This is a genomic window from Mycobacterium sp. NGS16, from assembly GCF_059813225.1.
The window spans coordinates 190,257-214,940 of sequence record NZ_JCALEE010000007.1 but is presented as its reverse complement, the minus strand read 5'-3'; the positions used below and the strand labels follow the sequence as shown (position 1 = coordinate 214,940).

Genomic DNA, 24,684 nt, shown 5'->3' with positions numbered 1-24,684 from the left:
GAAAGTAAGGTTAGCCTTACCCTAGTTTGTGACCGTCGACACATGGTTAGGTAAGGCTTGCCTCGCGCTCACGGATCTGTCTAAGGTAAGCCCGCGTTCTACATGCACAGCAACCTCATGCCAGATGAGGACACGATAAGGAGAAGCAATGAAGCTCGCTCTTGCGGACGGATCCCTCGATCGCGGTGCCGCATCCGACTTTCTTTCGACCCCCCGCACCAACCGGCTCCTGGCCGTCGGTGTCGCGCTGGCCGGTGCCGGTGTGATCGCCGTCAACCCCGTCGCGCCGCTGATCCCGCTGGGGGCACACCAAGCTGCCGTGCAGCTGGCGAACACCACCTCGGAGAACCTCGAGTACCTGACGGACCTGCTCAACCAGCCGAACCCGCTCAGCACGGCCCTCGGCGAACTCGGCAGCTACTACAGCGAAGTCGCCCAGAACAGCTTCGCCGGGGTGCAGGAAGGCCTCGAAGTCATGTGGTCCGGTGGCGGCCGGGTCATCGGCCTGGAGAACCTGATCCCGCAGGTCACCGAGTTCCTCCAGCAGGGCGACACCCTCAGCGCCTGGAACCTGATCAACAACGACATCCTGTACAACATGAACGGCATCTTCCAGCCGCTCTTCGACCACACCGTGCGTGGCACCGGCGAATTTGTGCCCGGCGTCATGGGCATCGGCGCCGACATGACCCATGTTTGGGCAAACGTGCAGGAAGTCTTCGGCGACTTCAACTTCTGGAAGACCTCCTTCAAGTACCTGTTCGAACCGCTCACCGGCTTCCAATTCGCGTTGTCGGAGAATCTGACCGGCGTACCCGACGGCATCGAGCACGTGGCGCAGGACCCGTTCGACGCACTGCTCAACGGCTACATCACCTGGGACTCCGAAACCGGCGAGAACACCGGCCAGTGGTGGGGCCTGCTCACCGAGCAGGGCACCGTCTCCTACTTCCTCGACTACCTGCCGAGCAAGATCGCCGAGGCGTTGACCGCGAACCTGCCGGTCGACGAGGTCGTGGACCCCGACGCCGGCGGGGCGCTCGCGGACGCCAACCTGTTCGACCTGGACTGGCTCACCGGCCTCTTCAGCTAGCGGTACCACCGCCTGCGCCGTCGCGTGTGGGCAACGGGCCGGGTTTGGGCGTCACTGTCCGAACCCGGCCCACAACATTGCCATTGACTAATGTCACCATTGGCAGTTGACTCGATCACATGATTCTCGGGCGATCGCCGAAACGCAGCCATGGAGCCTCCGCGGTCGTCACCGGCGCCGGCAGCGGCATCGGCGCCGCCTTCTCCATCGAACTCGCGCGCCGCGGCAGCGCCGTGGTCTGCAGCGACATCGACGATGACGCCGCTCAGCGCACCGTCGACACCATCGCCGCCACGGGCGGGCGTGCCACCGCCGTCCAGTGCGATGTCTCGCAGATCGATGCCGTCACCGCGCTGGCCGAAGCTGCGCAGGTCTGGTTCGGCGGACCCCCCAGCTTGGTGATCAACAACGCCGGTGTCGGCGCCGGCGGGCAGCCCATCGGCGAGATGGCGCTGGACGACTGGGACTGGACCCTGGGCATCAACCTGTGGGGCCCGATCCACGGCTGTCACGTCTTCACCCCGCTCCTGCGTGAGGCGCGGTTCGATCAACCCCGCGGCATCATCAACGTCGCCTCCGCCGCGTCGTTCGGTGCCGCCCCGGATATGGCGGCCTACAACGTCAGCAAGGCCGGGGTGCTGTCCCTGTCGGAGACCCTGGCGGCCGAATTATCCGGGACGGGAATCGGTGTCACCGTGCTGTGCCCGACGTTCGTCAAGACCAACATCGTCGAATCCGGCCGGATCAGCGCGCAATCCAGCGAGGCCGCCAACCTGTTGATGCGCTGGACCGGGCTGTCGGCGCAGCGCGTTGCCCGCGACTGCCTGGACACCAACGACCGCGGTGGCCTCTATTGCATGCCGCAGCTGGACGCCAAGATCGGTTGGAACATCAAACGTTTCGCACCAGAGACATTCACTCGAACCATCGGGCTGGCATTCCGTGCGAGCGCGGCTTTGCCGGGCCGGACCGACTGAAGGAGAAGCAGATGGCTCTCGACATGGACGTCATGCTCGCCAAGATCAAGGACCGGCAGTGGGCGCTGGCCGATATCGACTGGGACGCACCGGGAGCCGAGCTGATCCGCCCCGAGATGGCGCCGAAACTCAAGAAATTCATGGCAGACCTGTGCTGGATCGAGAACATCGGCGCCCGCGGCTTCGCGGCCATGGCGCGCAAGGCGCCCACCGCGACGCTGGCCGAGATTTACCGCTACTTCCATGCCGAGGAGCAACGTCACGCCAACGCCGAGCTGGCGCTGATGAAGCGCTGGGGCATGCTCGAAGACGGCGAGATGCCCGAGCCCAACGTCAACATCCGGCTGGCGATGCAGTGGCTCGACGACTACTCCGACGACCTGCCGCTGTCGGTGCTGGGCACGGTGATTCCGATGCTGGAGGTCGCACTCGACGGGGCGCTGCTCAAGTTTCTGCTCGACGAGGTCGACGACCCGGTCTGTCACCAGGTGTTCGAGAAGATCAACAACGACGAATCCCGCCACATCGCCGTTGATTTCGAGGTGCTGGAGATGATCGGGCACGCCGACGCCCGCCGGCTGGCCATCGAGTTCGTCGGCACCGTCGCCTCCCCGTCCCTGATCGTCGGGGCACTGATCTCGATTCCGCTGCTCAACCGGATCCGCAACGAGGTGATCGGGATGGGTTTGGATCCCCAGCGGCTCTACTCGGCGTTGATGCGTTTCACGCAGTTCGGTGAACGCGGCGAACACACCCGTCGGGTACCGGCCTACCAGGTGGTCAAGCGCTACTCGGGCTGGATGGCCAACCCGGACAGCCCGTATCACCTGCTGGCCAACCCGGCGGTGTGGGTCTCCGGCTTCTATCCCAAGCGACTGCTCAAGCCCATCCCGAGCTGGTTCAAAGAGCTCACCCATGAGCCGGCGGCCTGACGTGGCGCGCGCGCACGTCTACCAGACACTGATCGTGGGCGCCGGCTTCAGCGGGATCGGCGCAGCGATCAAACTCGCCGAGTCGGGACTTGCCGGCGATGACGAGATCGTGATCCTGGAACGCAGCGACCGGGTCGGTGGCACCTGGCGCGACACCCGCTATCCCGGTGCGGCGTGCGACATTCCGTCGCTGCTCTATTCGTTCTCGTTCGTCGCCAATCCGGCTTGGTCGCGGGCCTACCCATCGGCGGACGAGATCTGTGCGCATATCGAGGACATGGTCGACCGCTTCGACCTGCGCCGGCACATCCGGTTCGGCACCGAGGTCACCGGACTGGCATTCGACGAAGGCAAGGGCACGTGGACGGTTTCGGCCGGGCGTAAGAAGTTTCGGGCCCGCACCGTGGTGCTGGCCTCGGGCCCGCTGCCCGACGCCAGCTTCCCGGCCATCCGCGGCCTGGAGACCTACACCGGCCACAAGATCCACAGCGCCCGCTGGGACCCCCACTACGACTTCACCGGCAAGAAGGTCGCGGTCATCGGCACCGGCGCCAGCGCGGTGCAGATCATCCCGGAGCTGGTCGAGCAGGCCGGATTCGTCAAAGTCTTTCAGCGCACCCCAGGCTGGGTGATGCCCCGCCTGGACATGGCGATGCCGGCGAGCGTCCAGGCGTTGTTCGCCAAGGTCCCCGCCGCCCAACAGCTCGCCCGGCAGGCCCTGTTTTGGGGGCATGAGGCCAGCGCCACCGCACTGGTGTGGAACACCCCGCTCAGCGGCCTGGTCGCGCAACTCGGCAAAGCCCACCTACGGGCGACGGTCAAGGATCCGTGGCTACGCCGCCAGCTCACCCCGGACTTCACACCCGGCTGCAAGCGCATGCTGATCTCCAGTGACTACTACCCGGCGCTGCAGCGCGACAACTGCAAGCTGATCGACTGGCCGATCGCCACGATCAGCCCGGCCGGCATCCGCACCAGCGACGGCGTGGAACACCACCTCGACGCCATGGTGTTTGCGACCGGCTACGACGTGCACCTGACCGGACCTCCGTTTCCGGTCACGGGGCTGGGCGGCAGGTCACTGGCCACCGACTGGAGCGGCGGTGGCAAGGCCTTCAAAAGCATTCAGGCACACGGCTACCCGAATCTGTTCTTCATGACCGGCCCCAACTCCGGGCCCGGCCATAATTCACTGCTGGTGTACGTCGAAGGTCAAATCGACTACGTGGTGCGCGCCGTCGGCGCGATCCGCGGCCGGAACCTGCGCTACCTGGACGTGCGGGACAACGTGCAGCGCCGGCACAACGAACGGATCCAGCGACGCCTGGGCAGAACAACCTGGATGTCGGGCTGTCGCAGCTGGTATCTGACCGAGGACGGTTTCAACGCGTCGATGTACCCAGGGTTTGCAACGCAGTATCTTCGGCAGATGCGCAGTTTTCGCCTCTCCGATTACCACGCGGTGGCATGAGCGCACCGGACCGTCCCGCCAAGCCCGACTCCATCGCCGGCGTGCTGGCCAACCTGCGGCGGGTCCCCCGCCGGGTGCGGCGCGAGTCTCGCGAGGTGATCGAGGCTGCGGTGACCCAGCTCTTCGAGATCGTGGTGCGCCACCCGGGCGGCAACACGGCGTCGCGGGAGTACCGGATCGACGACTTGGCGCGGTTGGCCGGCACCACCACCCGCAACGTTCGGGTGTATCGGGACCGGGATCTGCTGCCGCCGCCGCGACGAGTCGGGCGGATCGCGCTATACAACGACACCCACTTGACCCGGCTGCGCCTGATCACCTCGATGCTCGACCGCGGCTACACCATCGCCCACGTCAAGGAGATGGTGGGCGCCTGGGAACAGGGCAAGGACCTGGGTGACATCCTGGGCCTGGAGAGTGCGATCGCCGGTACCTGGACCACCGAGCGGCCTGAGACGGTGTCTCGCGCCGAGGCCGAGCGACGCATCGGTGACCCGCCGGCGATGCGGCGATTGGTAGAGCTCGGAGTGATCCGCCTCGGTGGGGCCGACGACTCGCTGGCCACCATCACCCGCCCCAAATTGATCGATGCCTTCAATGAGGTCCGCGGCTACGGCATTGGCATCGACAAGCTCATCGACCTCTATGAGCAGTCGCTACCGCACATCGACGCCATCAGCCAGATGCTGGTGCGGGCCGGCGCTGAACACGTGCTGACCCGCATTCAGCCCGGTTCGCCGCTGCCGGCCGACACCGAGATCGCCGAGCTGATCGGCATGCTTGTGCGGTTCCGCACCCAGGCGGTCGCATCGGTCACCGCCACCCTGGCGTCGTCCATCGAGTCCACCATCGAGTCGATGGTCAGCGGCCTGCTCGCCGATTCGCTGCTGCACTGACCGGCGGGTCAGGCCAGCGCGAGGAACAGCTTCTCGAGTTCATCCTCGGACAACGGAGCGTTGCCGCTGCCGGACTCTCCGGCGAGGCATTCCCGCAGCCCGCTGGCGACGATCTTGAAACCCGCCCGGTCCAGCGCCCGCGAGACCGCAGCCAGCTGGGTGACCACGTCCTTGCAGTCCCGGCCGCTCTCGATCATTGCGATCACCCCGGCGAGCTGGCCGTGCGCGCGGCGCAACCGGTTCAACACCGACTTGACGCTGTCGTCGTCGCCTACCATGTGAGCTCCTCTCCGCGAAACCACCATGATACCCGGCGGGGTATCTGCGTGCAGGAACGTCACAGCGCGGCTCAGCGGTGAGCGATCAGGTACGGCGCCAGCGTCGCCAGCTTCTCGCAGGTCTCCTCGAACTCCCGCTCGGGACGGGATACGTCGATGACACCTGCACCGGCCCGCAACCAGGTCCGTCCGTCGCGCTCGTAGGCGGCGCGCAGTGTCAACGCGGCATCCAGCCCGCCGGCGGCGGTAAACATCACGACCGCACCGGAATACAGGCCCCGCGGGCAGTCATCGAGGCGCAGGATGGCGTCGAACCCGGCGGGCTTGGGAATGCCCGACGCGGTGACCGCCGGGAACAGCGCCTCCAGTGCGTCCATCCGATCCCGCGACGGGTCCAGCCGACCGGAGACCGTCGAGCCCAGATGCTGAACGCTCCCCCGCTCCCGCACCGTCATGAAGTCGGTGACCGCGGCGCTACCGGGTTCGGCGACCTCGCCGATCTCATCCATCGAGGTGCGCACCGAGATCGCGTGCTCCACAATCTCTTTGGCGTCGGACTGCAGCTCGGCGCGAACCGGCCCGTCGACCGCGGGATCGCCGGTGCGCGCCCGTGTCCCGGCAAGCGGCTCAGTGACCACCACGCCGTCCTCACGCACCTCGGCCACCAGTTCCGGACTGTAGCCGAGCGCGCGAATCCCACCGAGCCGCAACAGAAACGACCGGGCCGGGGTGTTGTGCCGCCGCCCCAGCCGATAGGTCGACGGAAAGTCCAGCACGAACGGCACGTCGACGCAGCGCGACAGGATCACCTTGCGATAACGGCCGGCGCAGATCTCGCCGACTGCAGTGGCAACCCGCTGACGATAGCCGGCGGCGTCGGCATCCACCTCGATCCGGGTCGGCTCAGCGAGGGCCGGGACGCCGTCGGCCAGCAGCCGCTCCAGCGCCGCGGCGTCTCGGTCGCCGGCGCCGAACATCTGCACCTTCTCGGCGGTGACCACGATGCGGGTGCGCGGCCAGAACACTCGCGCCAGAGCGGTTTTCGGGGCCAGCCGATCCTGCAGCCCGAAGTGGTAGGCGCCAAACTCGAAGGCGACCCAGCCGAACGCCTGGTCCGTCTCCAGCAGCAGCCGATCCACCGCCTCGCCGAGCACCACGGCGGGCCGGCCCTGCCAGGACTCGCGACGGATCACCCCGTCCCGGACGGTGCGCAACTCGTCGCTGTCCAGCTCGACTGCGGCGCGCACGCCGATAGCCAACGTCCAGCTACCGTCGCGCTCGTAGAGCAGGTACTCCTCGCCGTCGCACTCCGGCAGCGCCGCCGCCAGTTCGGCTGCCAGATCGGCCGGGTCGACGCCCGGCGGAAGCAGAACCGACCGCGACGTTTCGGGAACCGTTTCGACACCGAGCTCGGACACAATTAGTAAATGTAGCCTAACCTATCAACCAGTGCCCGCCCGGCCCATGATCGTGGCCCGGCCGCCGGTTACAACGCCTGCAGCAGCCTGGCTCGCACCTTCACGCGGAGCTGCTCGAACTTGGAGTTGCGCTGCCGCTCCATCTCGGCGGCCATCCGATTGCCCAGCTCTTCCAACTCGGCCTCGGTCAGCTCCACCGGCGCGGGCGGCGGTACCAGGTCACGCTCCTCTTCGTCAGCGTGGGCTTCCAACACGGTGAGGAAGGAATCCCACTCCTCGACGTGCCGTGGCGAGCCGGCCGGCGTCCGCAGCGCGACGGCGAGCTGGTCGTAGATCTGCCGGTGCTCGGCGTGCGCGATCGCGATGAGCCTGCTGGCCGCCGCCAAGGCCGGGTAGTAGATGTCGTCCTCGATCTTCATGTGGATGGTGAACTCCCGCAGCAGTTCATCGAGGATCTCCTGACGCTCGGCCGATCCGACCGGGGCGGCCCTGAACCTGGCGCCCAAGCCGCGCAGCACGTTGTGGTGATCGCGTAAAACGTCGTAGGCGTTGCTCACTGTGCGATCTCCTCCGCCGATGCGATTTCCGGACACTGGCCGGGTTTCGGGTCCAGGTACCTCACCCGGCCGACGCCGAGCGGAGTCGCTACACCCTCGCGCAGCTCGACCATCCCGTCTTTCACCCGCGCCTGGTAGCAGGGCAATGGGGCGGCGGCCGGTCCGCGCAGCACCACACCGGTGTGCAGGTCGAACTGCGAGCCATGCCACGGGCAGACCAGACGGCCGCGGTCGACCCAACCGTCCTCCATCGGGGCTGCCAGGTGCGGGCACCGGGCGGCAAACGCCGAGACGTTGTCGCCGTCACGGCACAACACCACCCCGACACCGTCGACATCGACCCGCGTGGGCTTGTTGCCGGCCGGAAGTTCGGCCTCCGGCAGCAGCGGCGTCCACGTGTCAATACGCAGGCGTTCACCGGACTGGTCCATACCGATCCCGGAGCCGAACACCAGCGCACCGCCCAAAAACCCGCTGCCGCTGGTGATTGCGTAGCCGACCGCACTGGTCACGATGCCCCGCCCGTGCCGGCCACGGCGCCGGTCCCGCCAGGACTGGATGTAAAGGCCCGTGGCGACGAGGTTCAGCACCCCGTGCACCAGGCCGATCCGCCGGTCGGATTCGTGGGTGTGCTGCCAGTCGGTCACGCCGGTGGCCGCGGAGGCGAAGTTGGCCAAGATCCCCAGGCCCAGGGCGCGCTGGGCGAATCGCGACGCGTCGAGCGCCTCGGTCGACGCCCTGCCCGGCAGCAGGCCCAGCGCATCCAGGGCCACCGTCGTCCCGAGGGCACCGGTGGTCAGCGACGCCAGCGGCGGATGCACGGGGTGGCCGAGCCAGACGCCGTTCAAGAAATTGGTCACCCGGTTCCGCGCCCCGCCGAACGCGTTGAACGCGAAGCTGAGCACGTTTTCCAGCCGGTAGCTCGGCCGGTCCATCCACGCTTGGCGCCCGAGAAAGTCCAGCACCCGCCCGCCGGCCCCGCGGGCCCGGTCCTCGGCGCCTTGCGCCCGTTGAACTGCCATCCGATCGGCCCTCCATCTGACTGCGCCACGACTCCTCGTTTGCGGACTCGAAAGCGCAGTGTATCCGCATTTGCGGCATCCAAGCAAATAACGTGTCGCGATATTGCTAACCGGCTGTATCTTCCGTCCCGGCCGGTCGGACCCGCACCTCCGACCATCCTGAACCATGTTGGCTATCAATGTCTTTGGCAGTGCTACGGAGGCGCAAACGGCCGCCGGGAAGCTTTCCCGCGAACGCCAAGGCAGGATTGCTGTGAATCCCGTGTCCGTGACGATTCCACGGCAGATCTTGCGCTACTTCGATGCGTGATTGTCCGCAGATTTGGATCCAGCCGGCGCCGCCCGGGGCTCGCCGAGGTCGGTGACGTCGAGCACCGCTGAGCGGTAGTGGTGATGTGTTACAGGCGTTCACGATTCGGTATCGGTCCCCACACAACGGTTGGCAGCGACCGCATTCGTGTGGAATATAGAGTCATGCTAAGTATTCGGAAACTCATCGCACCGATGTTCGTTGCCGGAGCCGCAACGGCGATCGCCCTCGCCCCGACCGGCGTGATACTGGCGACCGCACCTGCGGGTTCGGCAAACCACAGCGTCGTCGCCCAACCGCACGGTGCCGGCGGCCCCGATGGCAACGGCGGCGGCAGCGGCTGCGGCCACGACGCCGGCTGGCAGGGCTGCGGCGGCTTCATTCCCGGCCAGGGCGGCTTCGGCCACGGCTGCATCCAGGGCATCTGCGGCAGCTGGGACGGCGGCCGCGGCTGGTTCAGCGGCTGACCAGCCCCACCGTTGCTGCCCTAGGCCGGGCACCACACCAGGTGGCCGAGCTCGGTACAGCGCCCCCATCGAACCCGCCGCGAAAGCCTGACCTCGGTTAGCCCAGCAGCGAACGCACCACCGCGTCGGCCAGCAGCCGGCCGCGGTCGGTCAGCACCAGCCGGTCCCCCTCGGTGCACAACAGACCGTCACCGACAGCCATTCTGGCGCGTTCGCGTTCGGCCGGATCCAGAACCGCCAGCGGCAATCCCTGGCGCATCCGCATGCGCAGCATCACCTCTTCGGTGTGCCGGTCGGATGCGGTGAGTTCCTCGAAGCCCGCGACGGGCAACGTCATCTCCCCCAGGAGTTGCGCGTAGGTGTTGGGGTGCTTGACATTCCAATAGCGCAGGGCGCCGTCGTAACCGTGCGCGCCCGGGCCTGCGCCCCACCACCGGCCACCGCCCCAGTAGCCGAGATTATGTCGGCAGGCCGCGCCCGGCCGGCTCCAGTTGGACACTTCGTACCAGTCCATCCCGGCGGCACGCAGGGTGTCGTCGACCAGTTCGTAGCGATGCGCCAGCACGTCGTTGTCGGGGGTGGGCAGTTCCCCGCGCCGCACCCGCCGGGCCAGCGCGGTGCCGTCCTCGACGATCAGGCTGTAGGCCGAGACGTGATCGACACCTGCTTCCAGGGCGGCATCCACCGAACGCAGCAGATCGTCGTCGGTCTCGCCGGGGGTGCCGTATATCAGGTCGATGTTGAGGTGTTCGAAGCCCGCGGCCAACGCTTCCCGTGCGGCGGCCACCGGGCGGCCCGGCGAGTGGATGCGGTCCAGGGTCGCCAGCACCCGCGGGGACACCGACTGCATTCCCAACGACACCCGGGTATAGCCGGCGGCGCGGATGGTGTCGAAGAACTCCGGCGACGTCGACTCCGGGTTCGCCTCGGTGGTGACCTCGGCGTCGTCGGCCAGTCCGAAGTGTTCCCGCACGTGCTCGAGCACCAGTGCCAACCGCGCACCGCCCAGCAGCGACGGCGTGCCGCCGCCGACGAATACGGTGTCAGCGCGCGGGCCTCCCAGGCGAACGGCGGCCAACTCCAGTTCCCGGGCGAGCACCGCCACCCAGGCGTCGGGGTTGGCGCCGCCCAACTCCGCCGGAGTGTAGGTGTTGAAGTCGCAGTAGCCGCAGCGGGTGAAACAGAACGGCACGTGCACATACACCCCGAACGGGCCGTCATGGCCGCGGTGCACCTCGGGCAGCGTCGCCGCGGTCGGGGTGGGCATCATAGGGCCCGATCATCCCACGGGCCGCGGGGCGGCGCAGTGCGCCTCAGCCGGCCTGAGCGTCCAGTCCCGCGGTGTCGTCGAACAGCGCCGACAGATAGTGGGTCAGCGACCCCACCGGCGCCGCCCCGGCGCCGCTGGTGGCAGAAACACCGCGGGACGCGCAGGTCGGCCAGGCACCGGGCCCCTGGTTGGCCATGATGCGCTTGGCGACGGCGATCTGCTGCTGCGGGCTGGCCTGCGACGGCAACCCGACCCCGCCGTTGGCGTCCCAGGCGGCCGCACTGATCTGCAAGCCGCCGTAGTCGCCGTTACCGCTGTCGGCCGCCCAATTGCCGCCGGATTCGCATCTGGCGATGGCTTCCCAGTTGATCGGATCGGCGTTGGCGGCGCCGGTCAGTTCGGCGGCACCGACCAGCAGCACGCCGGCGATCAGCGCTGTGAATTTCCTCATACCAACTCCACCTTGCTGGCCAGCCAGCGGCCGTCGACCTTGTCCATGGTCATCCGGATCCGGCTGCGGTCCATCACCGGTTCGGGGTTGTCGGCGTTGCGCACCGCCTGGTTGACCATCAACACCACCACGGCGTGGCTTCGATCGGCGGATTTGACCACCGCTTCGGCGACGTGGCCGCGCGCGGTCGCCTTGTTGTCGATCAGCAGCTGACGCAGCTTCGCCCCGGACCGGACGTGCATGCGGTTGAACTCACCGGTGGACCCTTCGGCGATGTTGGCGAAGCTGCGGTCGACGTCGTCGGCATCAATGTCCGTCAGCCGCAACACATATGCCTGGGCGGCCTGCAGCGCCTGCTCGCCGGCCTGGTGGGTTTCGTAGTGCTGGACGGCCAACCAGCCGCCGCCGCCCACGCCGGCCAGCAGCGTTGCGATCGCCAGCCAGCGCCGCAGCACGGCGCGTCCGTTAGCCCGCGGGGACGGTTCCGGTACCGGCGGCGGTTCCCACAACTCCCACCCGAAGTCGACGACACTCACCTGTCCCACCCGCCTTCCAATCAGCTTCCAATCAGCTGTTGCGTGCGGCTCCGCATCCGGGTCCGCACGGTCCCGGTCTGTCCCGATCCGGCCCTCCCGCCCCGACCGCGTCGCCGTCGGGCCCCCAATGAGTTTTGCGCACGCTGATCACAACTTTGCGCCGGTAAGGAAGATTTTCGGCATCCATGGCATAATCGGCCGCGTGACTGCCGCCTACTGCACCGCGTCCGGGGTTGCCTTGGTGGCTCGGCGGCACATCGATCTCAAGCGGGTTTGCAGCTGTCGCTGTCTGCCTTGATGTCGTAGAACCGCCCACCTGTACTTTCCAGCTGGCCGCCGGATCTGCGCCGCCGGAGACAGTCGCCGGTTATCCGCGTCAATCCCGCCAGCTCCTTTGTGAAGGAGAATCATGACCGCCACTTCGTCCGCTCCTCCGAGCAGGGCCAAGCGCAGCGAGGCCCAGTGGGCGCTCGGCGAAACCGAACCGGTCAACCACAACGAGCAGTTCAAGCAGGATGACCCGGCCCTCAACGTCCGGGAACGAATCCTCGAGGTCTACTCCAAGCAGGGCTTCGATTCCATCACCAAGGACGACCTGCGCGGCCGATTCCGCTGGATGGGGCTCTACACCCAGCGCGAACAGGGCTACGACGGCACCTTCACCGGCGACGAGAACGCCGACCTGCTGGAGGCCAAGTACTTCATGATGCGGGTGCGCTGCGACGGCAAGGCCTTGTCGGCCGCCGCGATGCGGACCCTCGGCGAGATCTCGGTGGAGTACGCCCGCGGCACCGCCGATATCTCCGACCGCAACAACCTGCAATACCACTGGATCGAGATCGAGAAGGTTCCCGAGATCTGGGACCGGCTGGCCGCGGTCGGGCTGCAGACCATGGAGGCGTGCGGCGACTGCCCGCGCGGCATGCTGGGATCACCGCTGGCCGGGGAGTCACTCGATGAGGTGCTCGACGCCTCCCCCGCCCTGGACGAGATCGTCCGGCGCTACATCGGCAAAGCCGAGTACGCCAACCTGCCGCGCAAGTACAAGACCGCGGTGTCGGGACTGCCCGACGTCGCCCACGAGATCAACGACATCTCTTTCATCGGCGTCAACCACCCCGAGCACGGCCCCGGCCTGGACCTGTGGGTGGGCGGCGGCCTGTCGACCAACCCGATGCTGGCGCAGCGCCTCGGCGCGTGGGTCCCGCTCGAGGAGGTGCCCGACGTCTGGGAGGCCGTCACCCGGTTGTTCCGCGACTACGGCTACCGCCGGTTGCGGTCCAAGGCCCGGCTGAAGTTCCTGCTCAAGGACTGGGGCCCGGAAAAGTTCCGCGATGTTCTCGAGACCGAATTCTTGGGCCGCAAACTGATCGACGGGCCGGCTCCCGCCCAGCCCACCGCCACCATCGACCACGTCGGGGTGCAAAAGACCCGCAACGGCCGCAACGCGGTCGGGGTGGCCCCGATCTCCGGTCGGGTGAACGGGGCGACGCTGCTCAAGGTGGCCGAGCTGATGGAGCAGGTCGGTTCGGACCGGGCACGGTTCACCCCGTACCAGAAGCTGATCATTCTCGACGTTCCCGACGAGAAGCTCGACGGGCTGCTCACCGAACTGGACGCGCTGGGCCTGCCGGCCAACCCGTCACCGTGGCGACGCAACCTGATGGCCTGCACCGGGTTGGAGTTCTGCAAGCTCTCATTCGTCGAGACGCGGGTGCGTGCGCAGTCTCTGGTGCCCGAGCTCGAAAAGCGCCTCGATGATCTCAACGCACTGCTGGACGTGCCGATCACCGTCAACATCAACGGGTGCCCGAACTCGTGTGCCCGAATCCAAGTGGCCGACATCGGATTCAAGGGCCAGATGATCGACGACGGCAACGGCAACTCGGTCCCGGGCTTTCAGGTGCACCTGGGCGGCAGCCTGGGCGCCGACAGCGGGTTCGGCCGTAAACTGCGCCAGCACAAGGTGTTCAGCGACGAGCTCGGCGACTACATCGACCGGGTGGTACGCAACTTCATCAAGGGCCGCAACGCCGGTGAGCGATTCGCCCAGTGGGCGGTGCGGGCCGACGAGGGCGACCTGCGATGAGGCCCCACACCGAGGACGAACTGCGTGAGCTGGCCGCCAAGGGCGCCGCGGAGCTCGACGGTGCCACTGCTACCGAACTGCTGGAGTGGACCGACGCGAACTTCGGCGGGGTGAACGGGCCCCGTGGCGGCGCGACCTGCAACTACGTGGTGGCGTCCAATATGGCCGACGCGGTGCTGGTGGACCTGGCAGCCAAGGTTCGCGCCGGGGTTCCGGTGCTGTTCCTCGACACCGGCTATCACTTCGCTGAAACCATCGGCACCCGCGATGCGGTGGAGGCGATGTACGACATCTCGTTGGTCAACGTCACGCCCGATCAGACCGTGGCGGAACAGGACGCCGCGCACGGCAAAGACCTGTTCGCATCCAACCCGGCGCTGTGCTGCCGGCTGCGCAAGGTTGAGCCCTTGGCCCGCACGCTGCGCGGCTACTCGGCGTGGGTGACCGGGCTGCGCCGGGTGGAGGCGCCGACCCGCGCCAATGCTCCGCTGATCAGCTTCGACGAGCAGTTCGGCCTGGTGAAGGTCAACCCGCTGGCGGCGTGGACCGACGAGGACATGAACGCCTACATCGCCGCCAACAATGTGCTGGTCAACCCGCTGATCGACGAGGGATACCCGTCGATCGGGTGCGCACCGTGCACCATCAAACCCGCGGCAGGCGCCGATCCGCGCAGCGGACGCTGGGCGGGCCTAGCCAAGACCGAATGCGGGCTGCACGCCTCGTGACCACGCGCGTCGCGACGATGCAGAGCGCAGCGATCTGGGGGCACCCCCAGCCGCGCAGCGGCGAGGGGGCGAGGAGCGGCGCATGACGACGCTGGTCTTGACGGCGCACGGCAGCCGGGATCCGCGCTCGGCGGCCAACACCCACGCGATCGCCGGGCATCTGCGTCGGGTCGCACCGGAATTCACAGTGCGCGCGGCGTTCTGCGAGCACAGCACGCCCAGCCTGCGCGATGTGCTGGACACCAGTTCCAGCGGCCCGACCATCGTGGTCCCGTTCCTGCTGGCCAGCGCCTATCACGCCCGCATCGACATCCCGGGAGTGATCGCGCAGTGCGGGGCTGCGGTGCAGGTGGCGCCGACCCTGGGCGAGGATGACCGGCTGGTGCAGGTGCTCGGTGAGCGGCTGACGGCCGCGGGGGCATCCCGGTTCGACCCGGAGCTCGGCGTGGTGGTGGTCGCGGTGGGTTCCTCGCACGCTGCCGCCAATGCGCGCACCGCCCGCGTCGCCACACCGTTGTCTCGCGGAACCCGTTGGGCTGGAGTGGAAGTGGCCTTCGCCACGCAGGGACCGTCAGTGCCCGAAGCCGTTGAACGCCTCAAGGCGCGCGGGGCCACCAGGCTGATGATCGCACCGTGGTTCTTAGCGCACGGCAGGATCACCGACGGGATCGCCGCCTATGCCCAGCGAGCCGGAATCGCGATGGCCGAGCCGCTCGGCGCGCACCGTCTGGTGGCGGCGACCGTGCTGGACCGGGTCGAAGCGGCGCTCAACGCGGGCCACGCCGCCGCCTGACGCGGCGAGATCGCAGCCACGCCGCTGATTCGGCGATTGTCCCTGCCTCAGCGCAAATTCCGGCGCTAAGCAGGCATCGGTGCGTCCGTGACGGGCACTTCCTTCAGCGGCGGCACCCGGGTCGCCCGCACATAGACCGTGTCGCCTTCGGCCAACGCAAGCGCCTCGGCGTCGCCGCGGGTGATCTGCGCGGTGAACGGCACTTTGGTCGCGGCGTTGGTCAGTTCCACCCGCACCTCGAAGCCCAAGGCCACCACCCGGTCGACCACGGCGCGCAACACCCCGGTGGACTCGGCGGTGCCGTCGATGTTGGCCACCGCCATCTCGGGGGTGCGTCCGACCCGGATGTCGTGCGGGCGCACCAGGGTGCCGTTGAGCGAGGACACCGCGCCGAGAAACGACATCACGAAGGCGTTCGCCGGGGCGTCATAGACCTCGGTCGGGGTGCCGAGCTGCTCGATGCGGCCCTGATTGAGCACGGCGATCCGGTCGGCGACGTCCAGCGCCTCCGCCTGGTCGTGGGTGACCAGCACCGTGGTGACGTTCACCTCGTCATGCAGGCGGCGCAGCCAGGCCCGCAGATCCTCGCGGACCTTCGCATCCAGGGCGCCGAACGGCTCGTCGAGCAGCAGCACCTGCGGATCCACCGCCAGCGCCCGCGCCAACGCCATCCGCTGCCGCTGCCCGCCGGAGAGCTGGTTGGGGTAGCGGGTCTGAAAACCGCTGAGTCCCACCACTTCCAGCAGGTTGTCCACCTTCTCCTTGACCTCGGACTTGGGCCGCTTGCGGATCTTGAGCCCAAACGCCACGTTGTCGCGCACCGTCATGTGTTTGAACGCTGCGTAATGCTGGAACACGAAGCCGATGCCGCGCCGCTGCGGCGGAACCCCGGTGACGTCGACACCGTTGATGGTGACGGTGCCGCTGTCGGGGTGATCCAGGCCGGCGATCGCCCGCAGCAGGGTCGACTTGCCCGAACCGCTGGGGCCGAGCAGCGCGGTGAGCGAACCGGACGGCACCGCGAAGTCGACGTTGTCGAGGGCGACGAAGTCTCCGTAGCGCTTGTTGGCTCCGCGCACGGTGATCGCGTGGCTCATCTGCTCCCCTTTCCGGCACGCCGCATGTCGAGCACCACCTGAACGATCAACACCAGTACCGACACCGTCATCAGCAGTGTGGACAAGGCGTAGGCGCCGTATTCAGCGCCGCGGTTGTAACGGTCGGAGACCAGCAGCGTCAGCGTCTGGGACTTGCCGGGCAGGTTCGACGAGACGATCAGCACAGCGCCGTACTCGCCGAGGGTGCGCGCCACGGTCAGCACGATCCCGTACGTCAGGCCCCACCGGATCGACGGCAGCGTGATCCGCCAGAACGTCTGCCACCAACTCGAACCCAGCGTCGCTGCCGCTTCCTCCATGTCGGTGCCCAGTTCGTGCAGCACCGGTTCGACTTCCCGGATGACGAACGGCAGCGTCACGAAGATGCTGGCCAGCACGATGCCCGGCAGGCCGAAAATGATCTTGAGACCCCAGTCGTTCTCCACGAAGCCCAGCAACCCGGCCGAGCCCCACAGCACGATCAGCGCGACACCGACGATCACCGGCGACACCGCGAACGGCAGGTCGATGATCGCCTGCAGTGCGCCCTTGCCGCGGAACTTGTTGCGGGCCAGCACCAGTGCCGTCGGGATACCGAAGATGACGTTCAGCGGCACCACAATCGCCACCACCAGCAGCGACAGCTGCAACGCCGAGATGGCCGCCGGGGTGGAGATGTAGGCGAAGAACTGCCCGAATCCGGGGGCGAAACTGCGCCACAGGATCAACGACACCGGAACGATCAACAGCAGGCTGATGTAAGCCAGCGCCACGAACCGGATGAGGTAACGGACTTTGCGCGACGGAGTCATGCCGACCGCTCCTGCCGCTTGGTCACCCGCGCGCCCAGCACCCGCAGCGCCAGCAGCACCAGGAACGAAATTCCGAGCAGCACCAGGGAGATCGCTGCGGCACCGGTGCGGTCGTCGTTCTCGATCAAAGTGCGGATCCACTGTGAGGAGACCTCGGTCTTGCCGGGCACCGCCCCGCCGATCAGCACCACCGAACCGAACTCGCCGATTGCCCGGGAGAACGCCAGGCCCGCACCGGTCAGCAGCGCCGGGGTCAGCGACGGCAGCACCACCGTGCGAAAGATCGTCGCGCCGGAGGCGCCCAGCGACGCCGCGGCTTCCTCGACCTCCCGATCGATCTCCAGCAGCACCGGTTGCACGGCGCGCACCACGAACGGCAGCGTGACAAACGCCAGCGCTAGGCCGACGCCGGCGGCGGTGTGCTGCAGATGCACGTGCACCGGGCTGGCCGGACCGTACAACGCCAGCATCACCAGACTGGCGACGATGGTGGGCAACGCGAACGGCAGGTCGATGATCACGTCGATGAAGCGCTTACCGACGAAATCGTCACGCACCAGCACCCAAGCGATCAGCAGGCCGAACACCAGGTTGACCACGGTGACGCCGGCCGCGATCGTCAACGTCACGCGGAAGGACTCCAGCGCGGCGTGCGAGGTGACCGCCAGGCGGAACGCCTGCCAACCGCCGCCGGCGGCCTGCCAGGCGATCGCGGCCAGCGGCGCCAGCACGATCAGCGACAGCCAGACCACCGCGGCACCGACCCGCAGTGAGACGCCTTCGCGCCGGAACCCGGCATGCACCGGCGGCCCACCCTCGCCGGGCCGGGTCGCCTCGCTGACCACGATCGCCGTCATCCGGTGACCCGGGTGTAGATCTTGGTGATGGTGCCGTTTTCCTTGTCGAACAGGCCGGTGTCAACGACGTCCCACCCGCCCAGATCCGCGATCGTCCAGAGCTTGTCCGGCGCCGGGAACTCCTCGCGGAACTCGGCCGCGATGCCCGGGTCGGCCGGACGGAAGCCCGCCTGCGCCCACAGGCGTTGCGCCACGGTCGTGTACTGGAAGTTCTTGAACGCGGTGACGGCCTCGAGGTGCCGGCTGGAGGACACCACCGCCAGCGGGTTCTCGATCTTGAAGGTCTGCGCCGGGTTCACATGCTCCACCGGTTTGCCCTTGCGCTCGACGGCGATCGCCTCGTTCTCGTAGCTGATCAGCACGTCGCCGCTGCCCTGCAGGAACACGTCGGTGGCCTCTCGCCCGGAGCCCGGGCGCAGCTTGACGTGATCACTGACCAGCTTGTCGACGAAATCCAGGCCGGCCTGCGGATCCTTGCCGCCCTGGCTCTTGACGGCGTAGGGAGCCAGCAGATTCCACTTGGCCGATCCGGAGCTCAGTGGGCTGGGGGTGATCACCTCGACGCCGGGGGCCAACAGGTCGTCCCAGTCCTTGATGTGCTTGGGATTGCCCTGCCGCACCACCAGGGTGACCACCGAACCGAACGGGATGCCTTTGGTGACGTCGGCATTCCAGTCCTCGGCCACCTTGCCGGCCTTGACCAGCCGGGTGATGTCGGGCTCCACCGAGAAATTCACGATGTCGGCCGGTTTGCCGTTGGCGACGCCGCGGGACTGGTCCCCCGAAGCGCCGTAAGAAGTGACGACCTGCACGTCGGCACCCTCCTCGGTGCCGTAGAACGCCGGGATCACCTTGCTCCAGCCGGGTTCGGGAACCGCGTAGGCCACCAGCGTCAGGGTGGTGTGTGCATCGGACCGCTCGGCACCACCGACCACGTCGCTGGGCCCCCCGCCGCAGCCGGCGATCAAAACAGCGGTCAGCGCCAGGGCGGCGCCTCTGACGGTGTGAAGCATTGATGACCTTTCAGTGCAGGCTGAGCAGATTCGGTCCTGTCGCTTCGCGGAGATGGTTGCCCCATGGATGACCTGCCGGGCATTACGACATCAAGGCGGCGACGGGCGGGTGTTCAGCGACAACAGTGCACGTCGGCCACAGCGCAATTTCCCACGGCAATGAGGGCCAAGACGTGGCACTCTCCATTACCGGACGCTGCGAGCATGCCGGGAAGCGTAACAGAACCCGCGGTTCAGCGACGGAGGAGAGCCGAAGCTGGAACCGCGGCATAAACCCCGCGGTTCAGCGAGGCTCGACGGAGGAGAGCCGAAGCTGGAACCGCGGCATAAACCCCGCGGTTCAGCGAGGCTCGACGGAGGAGAGCCGAAGCTGGAACCGCGGCATAAACCCCGCGGTTCAGCGGGTCAACAGCCAGCTGACGATCACCAACACGATCAAACCGACCAGAATCAACGTCACCTGCGAGCGCGGCATCTAGCGTGCCCCGCCGTCGTCGTGCCGGACGCGTTCGAGCACCCGGATGCCCTGCCCCAGCGCAGCGTCCAGCACCACCGCCAGGCCGTAGGCCAGCGCCAGCACCACCGGCATCACCACCGCGGTCTGGACCACGAAACCGAGCCCCGACAGCCACAGCTCCACGCCGTCCCACCAGCTCAGGAAGCCAACCATCTCGCCCACTTTAGCGGCGATCGCAGCGGGTCGGCGCCATCGGCACCGTGGCGATCGCAAGCACAGCGGAGCCGGGCGCAGCGGGTCGGCCGCCATCGACCGATGCCTGACGCCAGCCGAAACCAGGAGGCGGCGGGTCAGGTGGACGTGCGCCAAGCCGCCAGAGATGATGTCGGAATGGTCCTGCACACCCCGCCGGGCGATGCACCCGACAAGACCGCCCCCGAAGTCACTGCACCAGCCTCGGACGTCCGCGTCGCCGCCAGGGTGACCCCGCCGCTGTCGGCCACCGCACCGGTGCCCTATTCGGCGGCGCCGGGCCAGGTCCGCAACTCGTTTCCCCCGATCGCCGACTACGCGTTCCTGTCGGATTGCGAAACCAACTGCCTGATCTCAGCGGCCGGCTCGGTGGAGTGGATGTGCGTGCCGCGGCCCGACTCCCCCAGCGTCTTCGGTTCCATCCTGGACCGCGGCGCGGGGCACTTTCGGCTCGGGCCGTACGGGGTTTCGGTGCCCGCCGCGCGGCGCTACCTTCCCGGCAGTCCGATCATGGAGACCACCTGGCAGACCCACACCGGCTGGCTGATCGTGCGTGACGCACTGGTGATGGGCAAGTGGCACGACATCGAGGCGCGGTCCCAGACCCACCGGCGCACGCCCACCGACTGGGACGCCGAGCACATCCTGCTGCGCACTGTGCGCTGCGTCAGCGGCACCGTCGAGTTGACCATGAGCTGCGAGCCGGCGTTCGACTATCACCGCACCAGCGCCACCTGGGAATACTCGTCCAACGCCTACGGCGAAGCGATCGCGCGAGCCCGCCAAGACCCGGACGCCCACCCGACACTGCGGTTGACAACGAATCTGCGGCTGGGCCTGGAAGGCCGCGAGGCGCGAGCCCGCACCCGGCTGACCGAGGGCGACGACGTCTTCGTGGCGTTGAGCTGGTCCAAACACCCCGCGCCGCAGACCTACGCCGAAGCCGCCGACAAAATGTGGAATACCACCGAGTGTTGGCGACAGTGGATCAACATCGGCAACTTCCCCGACCATCCGTGGCGGGTCTATCTGCAGCGCAGCGCGCTGACGCTCAAGGGGCTGACCTATTCGCCGACCGGCGCGCTGCTGGCCGCAGCGACCACGTCGCTGCCGGAAACTCCGCAGGGCGAACGCAACTGGGATTACCGCTACGCCTGGGTGCGGGATTCGACGTTCGCACTGTGGGGCCTCTACACGCTCGGGCTGGACCGCGAGGCCGACGACTTCTTCTCGTTCATCGCCGACGTGTCCGGCGCCAACAACGGCCAGCAGCGTCCACTGCAGGTGATGTACGGCGTGGGCGGCGAACACGAACTGGCCGAAGAGGAACTCGAGCACCTGTCCGGCTACGACAACGCCCGCCCGGTGCGGATCGGCAACGGCGCCTACAACCAGCGTCAGCACGACATCTGGGGCACCATGCTGGACTCGGTCTACCTGCACGCCAAGTCCCGCGAGCAGATCCCCGAAACCCTGTGGCCGGTGCTCAAGCGTCAGGTGGAAGAGGCGATCGAGCACTGGCGCGAGCCTGATCGCGGCATCTGGGAAGTCCGCGGTGAACCGCAGCACTTCACCTCATCGAAGGTGATGTGTTGGGTGGCGCTGGATCGCGGCTCGAAGCTGGCCGAGCTGCAGGGCGAAGTGTCGTATGCCCGGCAGTGGCGGGCGATCGCCGAGGAGATCAAGGCCGACGTGCTGGCCAATGGGGTGGATTCCCGCGGCGTGCTGACCCAGAGCTACGGCAGCGATGCGCTGGACGCCTCGCTGCTGCTGGTGGTGCTCACCCGGTTCCTGCCGGCCGACGATCCGCGGGTGCGCGCCACCGTGATGGCGATCGCCGAGGAACTCACCGAGGACGGTCTGGTGCTGCGCTACCGCACCGAGGAGACCGACGACGGACTGTCGGGCACCGAGGGCACCTTCACCATCTGCTCGTTCTGGTTGGTCTCGGCGCTGGTGGAGATCGGCGAGGTCAGCCAGGCCAAGCATCTGTGTGAGCGGCTGCTCTCCTTCGCCAGCCCGCTGCACCTCTACGCCGAGGAGATCGAGCCCCGCACCGGCCGGCACCTGGGCAACTTCCCGCAGGCGTTCACCCACCTGGCGCTGATCAACGCCGTCGTGCACGTGATCCGCGCCGAGGAGGAGGCCGACTCCACCGGGGGGTTCCAGCCGGCGAACGCCCCCAACTGACGGGCCACCACCGGCGCGGCCCAGCGTGAAGGTGACTTCACGTTCGCCGTCCACCGTGAAGCCATCTTCACGTTCGGCCAGGAATTAACCGCTGAGGCCGCGGATCTTGTCCAGCATCGCCCGCGCCAGGTCGGCGGCGGTGGTGTCCCCCGGCGGTGGGGCGTCGGCGTGGTCGTCCTCGCCGACGAACCAGAACACGTCGACGTCGACGAGGCAGTTCACCCGCGCCGCCAGCGCCCGCGTCACCCGCAAGCCCACCTCACCGTCCACGGTGGTCCGCACGGTGGCGGTGAGCACCGTGTCGGTGATGGAGACGTCGGTGATCTCGCCGCTGGCGTCGCTGCCCTCACCGTTTCGGACCACCGTGACCCCGTCGCAGTGGCCCCACTGCTGCGAGAACTTGGCGAACAGCGCGTCGGCGTCGGAAGCGGTGGCCAGTGCGATCACCGCCTCACCCACTCCGGTCAGCGGCGAGTCGTCAGCGGCGGAGGTGCTGTCCCAGAATTCGTGGGCGACATCTTGTACGCCGGCCGCGCCGTAGACGCTCTTCTGTCCGCCCACCGCGGCGCCGACACAGTCTTCCGGGGCCGCCTCGTCCCAGGCATCGGGCAGATCATCGATGCCACCGAACCGCGGCGGCAGGTTGGGGTCGCTGCGGAAGGGCTGACCGGCCAGCTTCGACAGCTCGGCGTCGTCGAGCAGCACCTGCCGGACTGCCATTCCGGTGACCGGGGTGGGCGCCAGTCCCGGTGCCGGCCTGACGGTTCCGGAGACCACCGTGGTGCACCCGCTGACCAACAGCACGAGCGCCGCCGCTGCGGCAGCGGTTCTTCCGGCCCGGGCGGCCACTACTTTTTAGCCTTCTCCCCGGCGGCAGCGCCGCTATCGGTGGACAGTGCCGCAACGAACGCCTCCTGCGGCACATCGACGCGGCCAATGGTCTTCATCCGCTTCTTGCCTTCCTTCTGCTTTTCCAGCAGCTTGCGCTTACGGGTGATGTCACCGCCGTAGCACTTGGACAGCACGTCCTTGCGGATGGCCCGAATGTTTTCCCGGGCAATGATTTTCGAGCCGATCGCGGCCTGCACCGGCACCTCGAACTGCTGGCGCGGGATCAGCTCCTTGAGCTTGGTCGTCATCTTGTTGCCGTAGGCCGACGCCGAGTCCTTGTGCACGATCGCACTGAAGGCGTCCACCGCCTCGCCTTGCAGCAGGATGTCGACCTTGACCAGATCGGCCTCCTGCTCGCCGGCTTCCTCGTAGTCCAGGCTGGCGTAGCCGCGGGTGCGCGATTTCAGCGAGTCGAAGAAGTCGAAGATGATCTCGCCCAACGGCATCGTGTAGCGCAGCTCGACCCGTTCCGGCGAGAGGTAGTCCATCCCACCGAGCTCGCCGCGCCGGGACTGGCACAGCTCCATGATGGCGCCGACGAACTCGCTGGGCGCGATGATGGTGGTCTTGACGACGGGTTCAAAGACGTTGCGGACCTTGCCTTCCGGCCAGTCCGACGGGTTGGTGACGATGATTTCGTCGGCCTCGCCGCCTTTTCCTTCTTTGATCACCCGGTAGACGACGTTGGGCGAGGTGGAGATCAGGTCCAGGTCGAATTCGCGTTCCAGGCGTTCGCGGGTGATCTCCATGTGCAGCAGACCCAAAAAGCCGCACCGGAAGCCGAAGCCCAGCGCCACCGACGTCTCCGGTTCGTAGGTCAGCGCGGCGTCGTTGAGCTGCAGCTTGTCCAGGGCATCACGCAGATTCGGGTAATCGGATCCGTCCACCGGATACAGCCCGGAGTAGACCATGGGCTTGGGTTCGCGATAGCCGGTGAGCGCCTCGGTGGCGCCGGCCCGCGCGGTGGTGACGGTGTCGCCGACCTTGGATTGGCGCACATCCTTCACCCCGGTGATCAGGTAGCCGACCTCGCCGACCCCGAGACCCTGGGTGGCTTTCGGCTCCGGTGAGACGATGCCGACTTCGAGCAGCTCGTGGGTGGCGCCGGTGGACATCATCGCGATCTTCTCGCGCGGGGTGATCCGGCCGTCGACGACGCGGACGTAGGTGACCACGCCGCGGTAGATGTCGTAGACGGAGTCGAAGATCATCGCCCGGGTGGGCGCGTCGGCGTCGCCGGTGGGCGGCGGCACCTGCCTGACGACTTCGTCGAGCAGCTCGGCCACGCCTTCGCCGGTCTTGCCGGAGACCTTCAGCACATCCTCGGGTTCGCAGCCGATGATGTGAGCCAGCTCGGCGGCGTAGCGCTCCGGATCCGCGGCGGGCAGGTCGATCTTGTTGAGCACCGGGATGATGGTCAGGTCGCGGTCCAGCGCCAGGTACAAGTTGGCCAGGGTCTGGGCTTCGATGCCCTGGGCGGCGTCGACCAGCAGGATGGCGCCCTCGCAGGCCTCCAGCGCCCGGGACACCTCGTAGGTGAAGTCGACGTGGCCGGGGGTGTCGATCAGGTGCAGGACATGTTTTTGGCCGTTGGTTTCCCACGGCAACCGGACGTTCTGCGCCTTGATGGTGATGCCGCGCTCGCGCTCGATGTCCATCCGGTCCAGGTACTGGGCGCGCATCGACCGGTCGTCGACGACGCCGGTCAGCTGCAACATCCGGTCGGCCAGGGTGGACTTGCCGTGGTCGATGTGGGCGATGATGCAGAAGTTCCGTATCTGCGCCGGCGCGGTGAAGGTCTGGTCGGCGAAGCTGCTGATGGGAATC

26 protein-coding genes are annotated in these 24,684 nt (G+C 67.5%); 11 read left to right on the top strand and 15 right to left on the bottom strand.

Translation table 11 applies throughout. The features are described 5' to 3' along the window. Positions 1 to 148: 148 nt before the first annotated feature. From AC5Y4Q_RS16905 to AC5Y4Q_RS16885, 5 genes are all read left to right on the top strand, one after another. Positions 149 to 1,093, top strand: coding sequence for a hypothetical protein (locus AC5Y4Q_RS16905; RefSeq protein WP_064922318.1), 945 nt, complete (start codon positions 149 to 151; stop codon positions 1,091 to 1,093). A gap of 119 nt (positions 1,094 to 1,212) precedes the next feature. Next, the gene (locus AC5Y4Q_RS16900) at positions 1,213 to 2,070 is read left to right on the top strand and encodes an SDR family NAD(P)-dependent oxidoreductase (protein WP_064922319.1); all 858 of its coding nucleotides are present in this window, start codon (positions 1,213 to 1,215) and stop codon (positions 2,068 to 2,070) included. An 11-nt stretch (positions 2,071 to 2,081) separates the two neighbouring features. Continuing rightward, a complete protein-coding gene (locus AC5Y4Q_RS16895) occupies positions 2,082 to 3,002 on the top strand; it encodes a ferritin-like domain-containing protein (protein WP_125224588.1) in 921 nt (306 codons plus the stop codon). Continuing rightward, positions 2,986 to 4,473, top strand: a complete 1,488-nt coding sequence (locus tag AC5Y4Q_RS16890) for a flavin-containing monooxygenase (protein ID WP_109535683.1) — start codon at positions 2,986 to 2,988, stop codon at positions 4,471 to 4,473. Before AC5Y4Q_RS16895 ends, AC5Y4Q_RS16890 begins: the two co-directional genes overlap by 17 nt. Next, entirely contained in the window at positions 4,470 to 5,369 is a 900-nt protein-coding gene (locus AC5Y4Q_RS16885) for a MerR family transcriptional regulator (protein ID WP_064922322.1), read from the top strand. Before AC5Y4Q_RS16890 ends, AC5Y4Q_RS16885 begins: the two co-directional genes overlap by 4 nt. An 8-nt stretch (positions 5,370 to 5,377) precedes the next feature. Here the strand turns inward: AC5Y4Q_RS16885 and AC5Y4Q_RS16880 are convergent, their stop codons facing one another. The 4 genes from AC5Y4Q_RS16880 to AC5Y4Q_RS16865 all read right to left on the bottom strand — a co-directional run bounded on the left by AC5Y4Q_RS16880 (position 5,378) and on the right by AC5Y4Q_RS16865 (position 8,557). Continuing rightward, positions 5,378 to 5,647, bottom strand: a complete 270-nt coding sequence (locus AC5Y4Q_RS16880) for a metal-sensitive transcriptional regulator (RefSeq protein WP_064922323.1) — start codon at positions 5,645 to 5,647, stop codon at positions 5,378 to 5,380. 71 nt (positions 5,648 to 5,718) lie between these two features. Beyond that, a complete protein-coding gene (locus AC5Y4Q_RS16875; RefSeq protein ID WP_064922324.1) occupies positions 5,719 to 7,065 on the bottom strand; it encodes a salicylate synthase in 1,347 nt (448 codons plus the stop codon). Positions 7,066 to 7,133: 68 nt separating this feature from the next. Beyond that, positions 7,134 to 7,622 carry a hemerythrin domain-containing protein gene (locus tag AC5Y4Q_RS16870; RefSeq protein WP_064922325.1) on the bottom strand — a complete coding sequence of 163 codons (489 nt, stop codon included), beginning with the start codon at positions 7,620 to 7,622 and terminating at the stop codon, positions 7,134 to 7,136. Beyond that, the gene (locus tag AC5Y4Q_RS16865) at positions 7,619 to 8,557 is read right to left on the bottom strand and encodes a Rieske (2Fe-2S) protein (RefSeq protein ID WP_428844275.1); all 939 of its coding nucleotides are present in this window, start codon (positions 8,555 to 8,557) and stop codon (positions 7,619 to 7,621) included. The genes AC5Y4Q_RS16870 and AC5Y4Q_RS16865 overlap by 4 nt, the downstream gene beginning before the upstream one ends. Positions 8,558 to 9,118: 561 nt before the next feature. On the opposite strand from AC5Y4Q_RS16865, the gene AC5Y4Q_RS16860 reads away from it, so the two are divergent. Continuing rightward, entirely contained in the window at positions 9,119 to 9,421 is a 303-nt protein-coding gene (locus tag AC5Y4Q_RS16860; protein WP_064922327.1) for a hypothetical protein, read from the top strand. Positions 9,422 to 9,518: 97 nt separating this feature from the next. Here the strand turns inward: AC5Y4Q_RS16860 and hemW are convergent, their stop codons facing one another. From hemW to AC5Y4Q_RS16845, 3 genes are read right to left on the bottom strand one after another with little or no spacing between them, the layout of a single operon-like run. Beyond that, positions 9,519 to 10,688, bottom strand: coding sequence for a radical SAM family heme chaperone HemW (gene hemW, locus AC5Y4Q_RS16855; protein ID WP_499959705.1), 1,170 nt, complete (start codon positions 10,686 to 10,688; stop codon positions 9,519 to 9,521). Between the two features lie 46 nt (positions 10,689 to 10,734). Next, positions 10,735 to 11,142, bottom strand: a complete 408-nt coding sequence (locus AC5Y4Q_RS16850; protein ID WP_499959703.1) for a transglycosylase family protein — start codon at positions 11,140 to 11,142, stop codon at positions 10,735 to 10,737. Further along, complete coding sequence (locus AC5Y4Q_RS16845; RefSeq protein ID WP_234786524.1) at positions 11,139 to 11,678, bottom strand: Rv1363c family protein; 540 nt, start codon at positions 11,676 to 11,678, stop codon at positions 11,139 to 11,141. Before AC5Y4Q_RS16845 ends, AC5Y4Q_RS16850 begins: the two co-directional genes overlap by 4 nt. 127 nt (positions 11,679 to 11,805) lie before the next feature. Here AC5Y4Q_RS16845 and AC5Y4Q_RS16840 point away from each other — a divergent pair, with 127 nt between their 5' ends. The 4 genes from AC5Y4Q_RS16840 to AC5Y4Q_RS16825 all read left to right on the top strand — a co-directional run bounded on the left by AC5Y4Q_RS16840 (position 11,806) and on the right by AC5Y4Q_RS16825 (position 15,288). Next, complete coding sequence (locus AC5Y4Q_RS16840; RefSeq protein WP_419179704.1) at positions 11,806 to 11,976, top strand: Ms4527A family Cys-rich leader peptide; 171 nt, start codon at positions 11,806 to 11,808, stop codon at positions 11,974 to 11,976. Positions 11,977 to 12,087: 111 nt separating this feature from the next. Beyond that, positions 12,088 to 13,767 (top strand): nitrite/sulfite reductase, encoded by a 1,680-nt coding sequence (locus tag AC5Y4Q_RS16835; RefSeq protein WP_064922329.1) that lies wholly within the window; start codon positions 12,088 to 12,090, stop codon positions 13,765 to 13,767. Beyond that, entirely contained in the window at positions 13,764 to 14,495 is a 732-nt protein-coding gene (locus tag AC5Y4Q_RS16830; RefSeq protein ID WP_064922330.1) for a phosphoadenylyl-sulfate reductase, read from the top strand. The genes AC5Y4Q_RS16835 and AC5Y4Q_RS16830 overlap by 4 nt, the downstream gene beginning before the upstream one ends. Positions 14,496 to 14,577: 82 nt before the next feature. Then, entirely contained in the window at positions 14,578 to 15,288 is a 711-nt protein-coding gene (locus AC5Y4Q_RS16825) for a sirohydrochlorin chelatase (protein ID WP_064922331.1), read from the top strand. Between the two features lie 65 nt (positions 15,289 to 15,353). On the opposite strand, the gene AC5Y4Q_RS16820 is transcribed toward AC5Y4Q_RS16825, so the two are convergent. From AC5Y4Q_RS16820 to AC5Y4Q_RS16795, 6 genes are all read right to left on the bottom strand, one after another. Then, the gene (locus tag AC5Y4Q_RS16820) at positions 15,354 to 16,385 is read right to left on the bottom strand and encodes a sulfate/molybdate ABC transporter ATP-binding protein (protein WP_064922332.1); all 1,032 of its coding nucleotides are present in this window, start codon (positions 16,383 to 16,385) and stop codon (positions 15,354 to 15,356) included. After that, positions 16,382 to 17,197: a sulfate ABC transporter permease subunit CysW gene (cysW, locus tag AC5Y4Q_RS16815; RefSeq protein WP_064922333.1), complete on the bottom strand. Its 816-nt coding sequence runs from the start codon at positions 17,195 to 17,197 to the stop codon at positions 16,382 to 16,384. Before cysW ends, AC5Y4Q_RS16820 begins: the two co-directional genes overlap by 4 nt. After that, entirely contained in the window at positions 17,194 to 18,054 is an 861-nt protein-coding gene (gene cysT / locus AC5Y4Q_RS16810) for a sulfate ABC transporter permease subunit CysT (protein WP_064922334.1), read from the bottom strand. The genes cysW and cysT overlap by 4 nt, the downstream gene beginning before the upstream one ends. Then, the gene (locus tag AC5Y4Q_RS16805) at positions 18,051 to 19,067 is read right to left on the bottom strand and encodes an extracellular solute-binding protein (protein ID WP_064922335.1); all 1,017 of its coding nucleotides are present in this window, start codon (positions 19,065 to 19,067) and stop codon (positions 18,051 to 18,053) included. Before AC5Y4Q_RS16805 ends, cysT begins: the two co-directional genes overlap by 4 nt. A 113-nt stretch (positions 19,068 to 19,180) precedes the next feature. After that, positions 19,181 to 19,273, bottom strand: coding sequence for an Ms4533A family Cys-rich leader peptide (locus AC5Y4Q_RS16800; RefSeq protein ID WP_419179703.1), 93 nt, complete (start codon positions 19,271 to 19,273; stop codon positions 19,181 to 19,183). Positions 19,274 to 19,542: 269 nt separating this feature from the next. Continuing rightward, positions 19,543 to 19,737 carry a hypothetical protein gene (locus AC5Y4Q_RS16795; RefSeq protein ID WP_064922345.1) on the bottom strand — a complete coding sequence of 65 codons (195 nt, stop codon included), beginning with the start codon at positions 19,735 to 19,737 and terminating at the stop codon, positions 19,543 to 19,545. Between the two features lie 267 nt (positions 19,738 to 20,004). Here AC5Y4Q_RS16795 and AC5Y4Q_RS16790 point away from each other — a divergent pair, with 267 nt between their 5' ends. After that, positions 20,005 to 21,966, top strand: a complete 1,962-nt coding sequence (locus AC5Y4Q_RS16790; RefSeq protein ID WP_109535685.1) for a glycoside hydrolase family 15 protein — start codon at positions 20,005 to 20,007, stop codon at positions 21,964 to 21,966. Positions 21,967 to 22,050: 84 nt separating this feature from the next. Here the strand turns inward: AC5Y4Q_RS16790 and AC5Y4Q_RS16785 are convergent, their stop codons facing one another. Both AC5Y4Q_RS16785 and lepA read right to left on the bottom strand, forming a co-directional pair. Next, the gene (locus AC5Y4Q_RS16785; protein ID WP_064922336.1) at positions 22,051 to 22,815 is read right to left on the bottom strand and encodes a sensor domain-containing protein; all 765 of its coding nucleotides are present in this window, start codon (positions 22,813 to 22,815) and stop codon (positions 22,051 to 22,053) included. Beyond that, positions 22,815 to 24,683, bottom strand: a complete 1,869-nt coding sequence (lepA, locus tag AC5Y4Q_RS16780) for a translation elongation factor 4 (RefSeq protein ID WP_082952656.1) — start codon at positions 24,681 to 24,683, stop codon at positions 22,815 to 22,817. Before lepA ends, AC5Y4Q_RS16785 begins: the two co-directional genes overlap by 1 nt. Position 24,684: the final 1 nt, after the last annotated feature.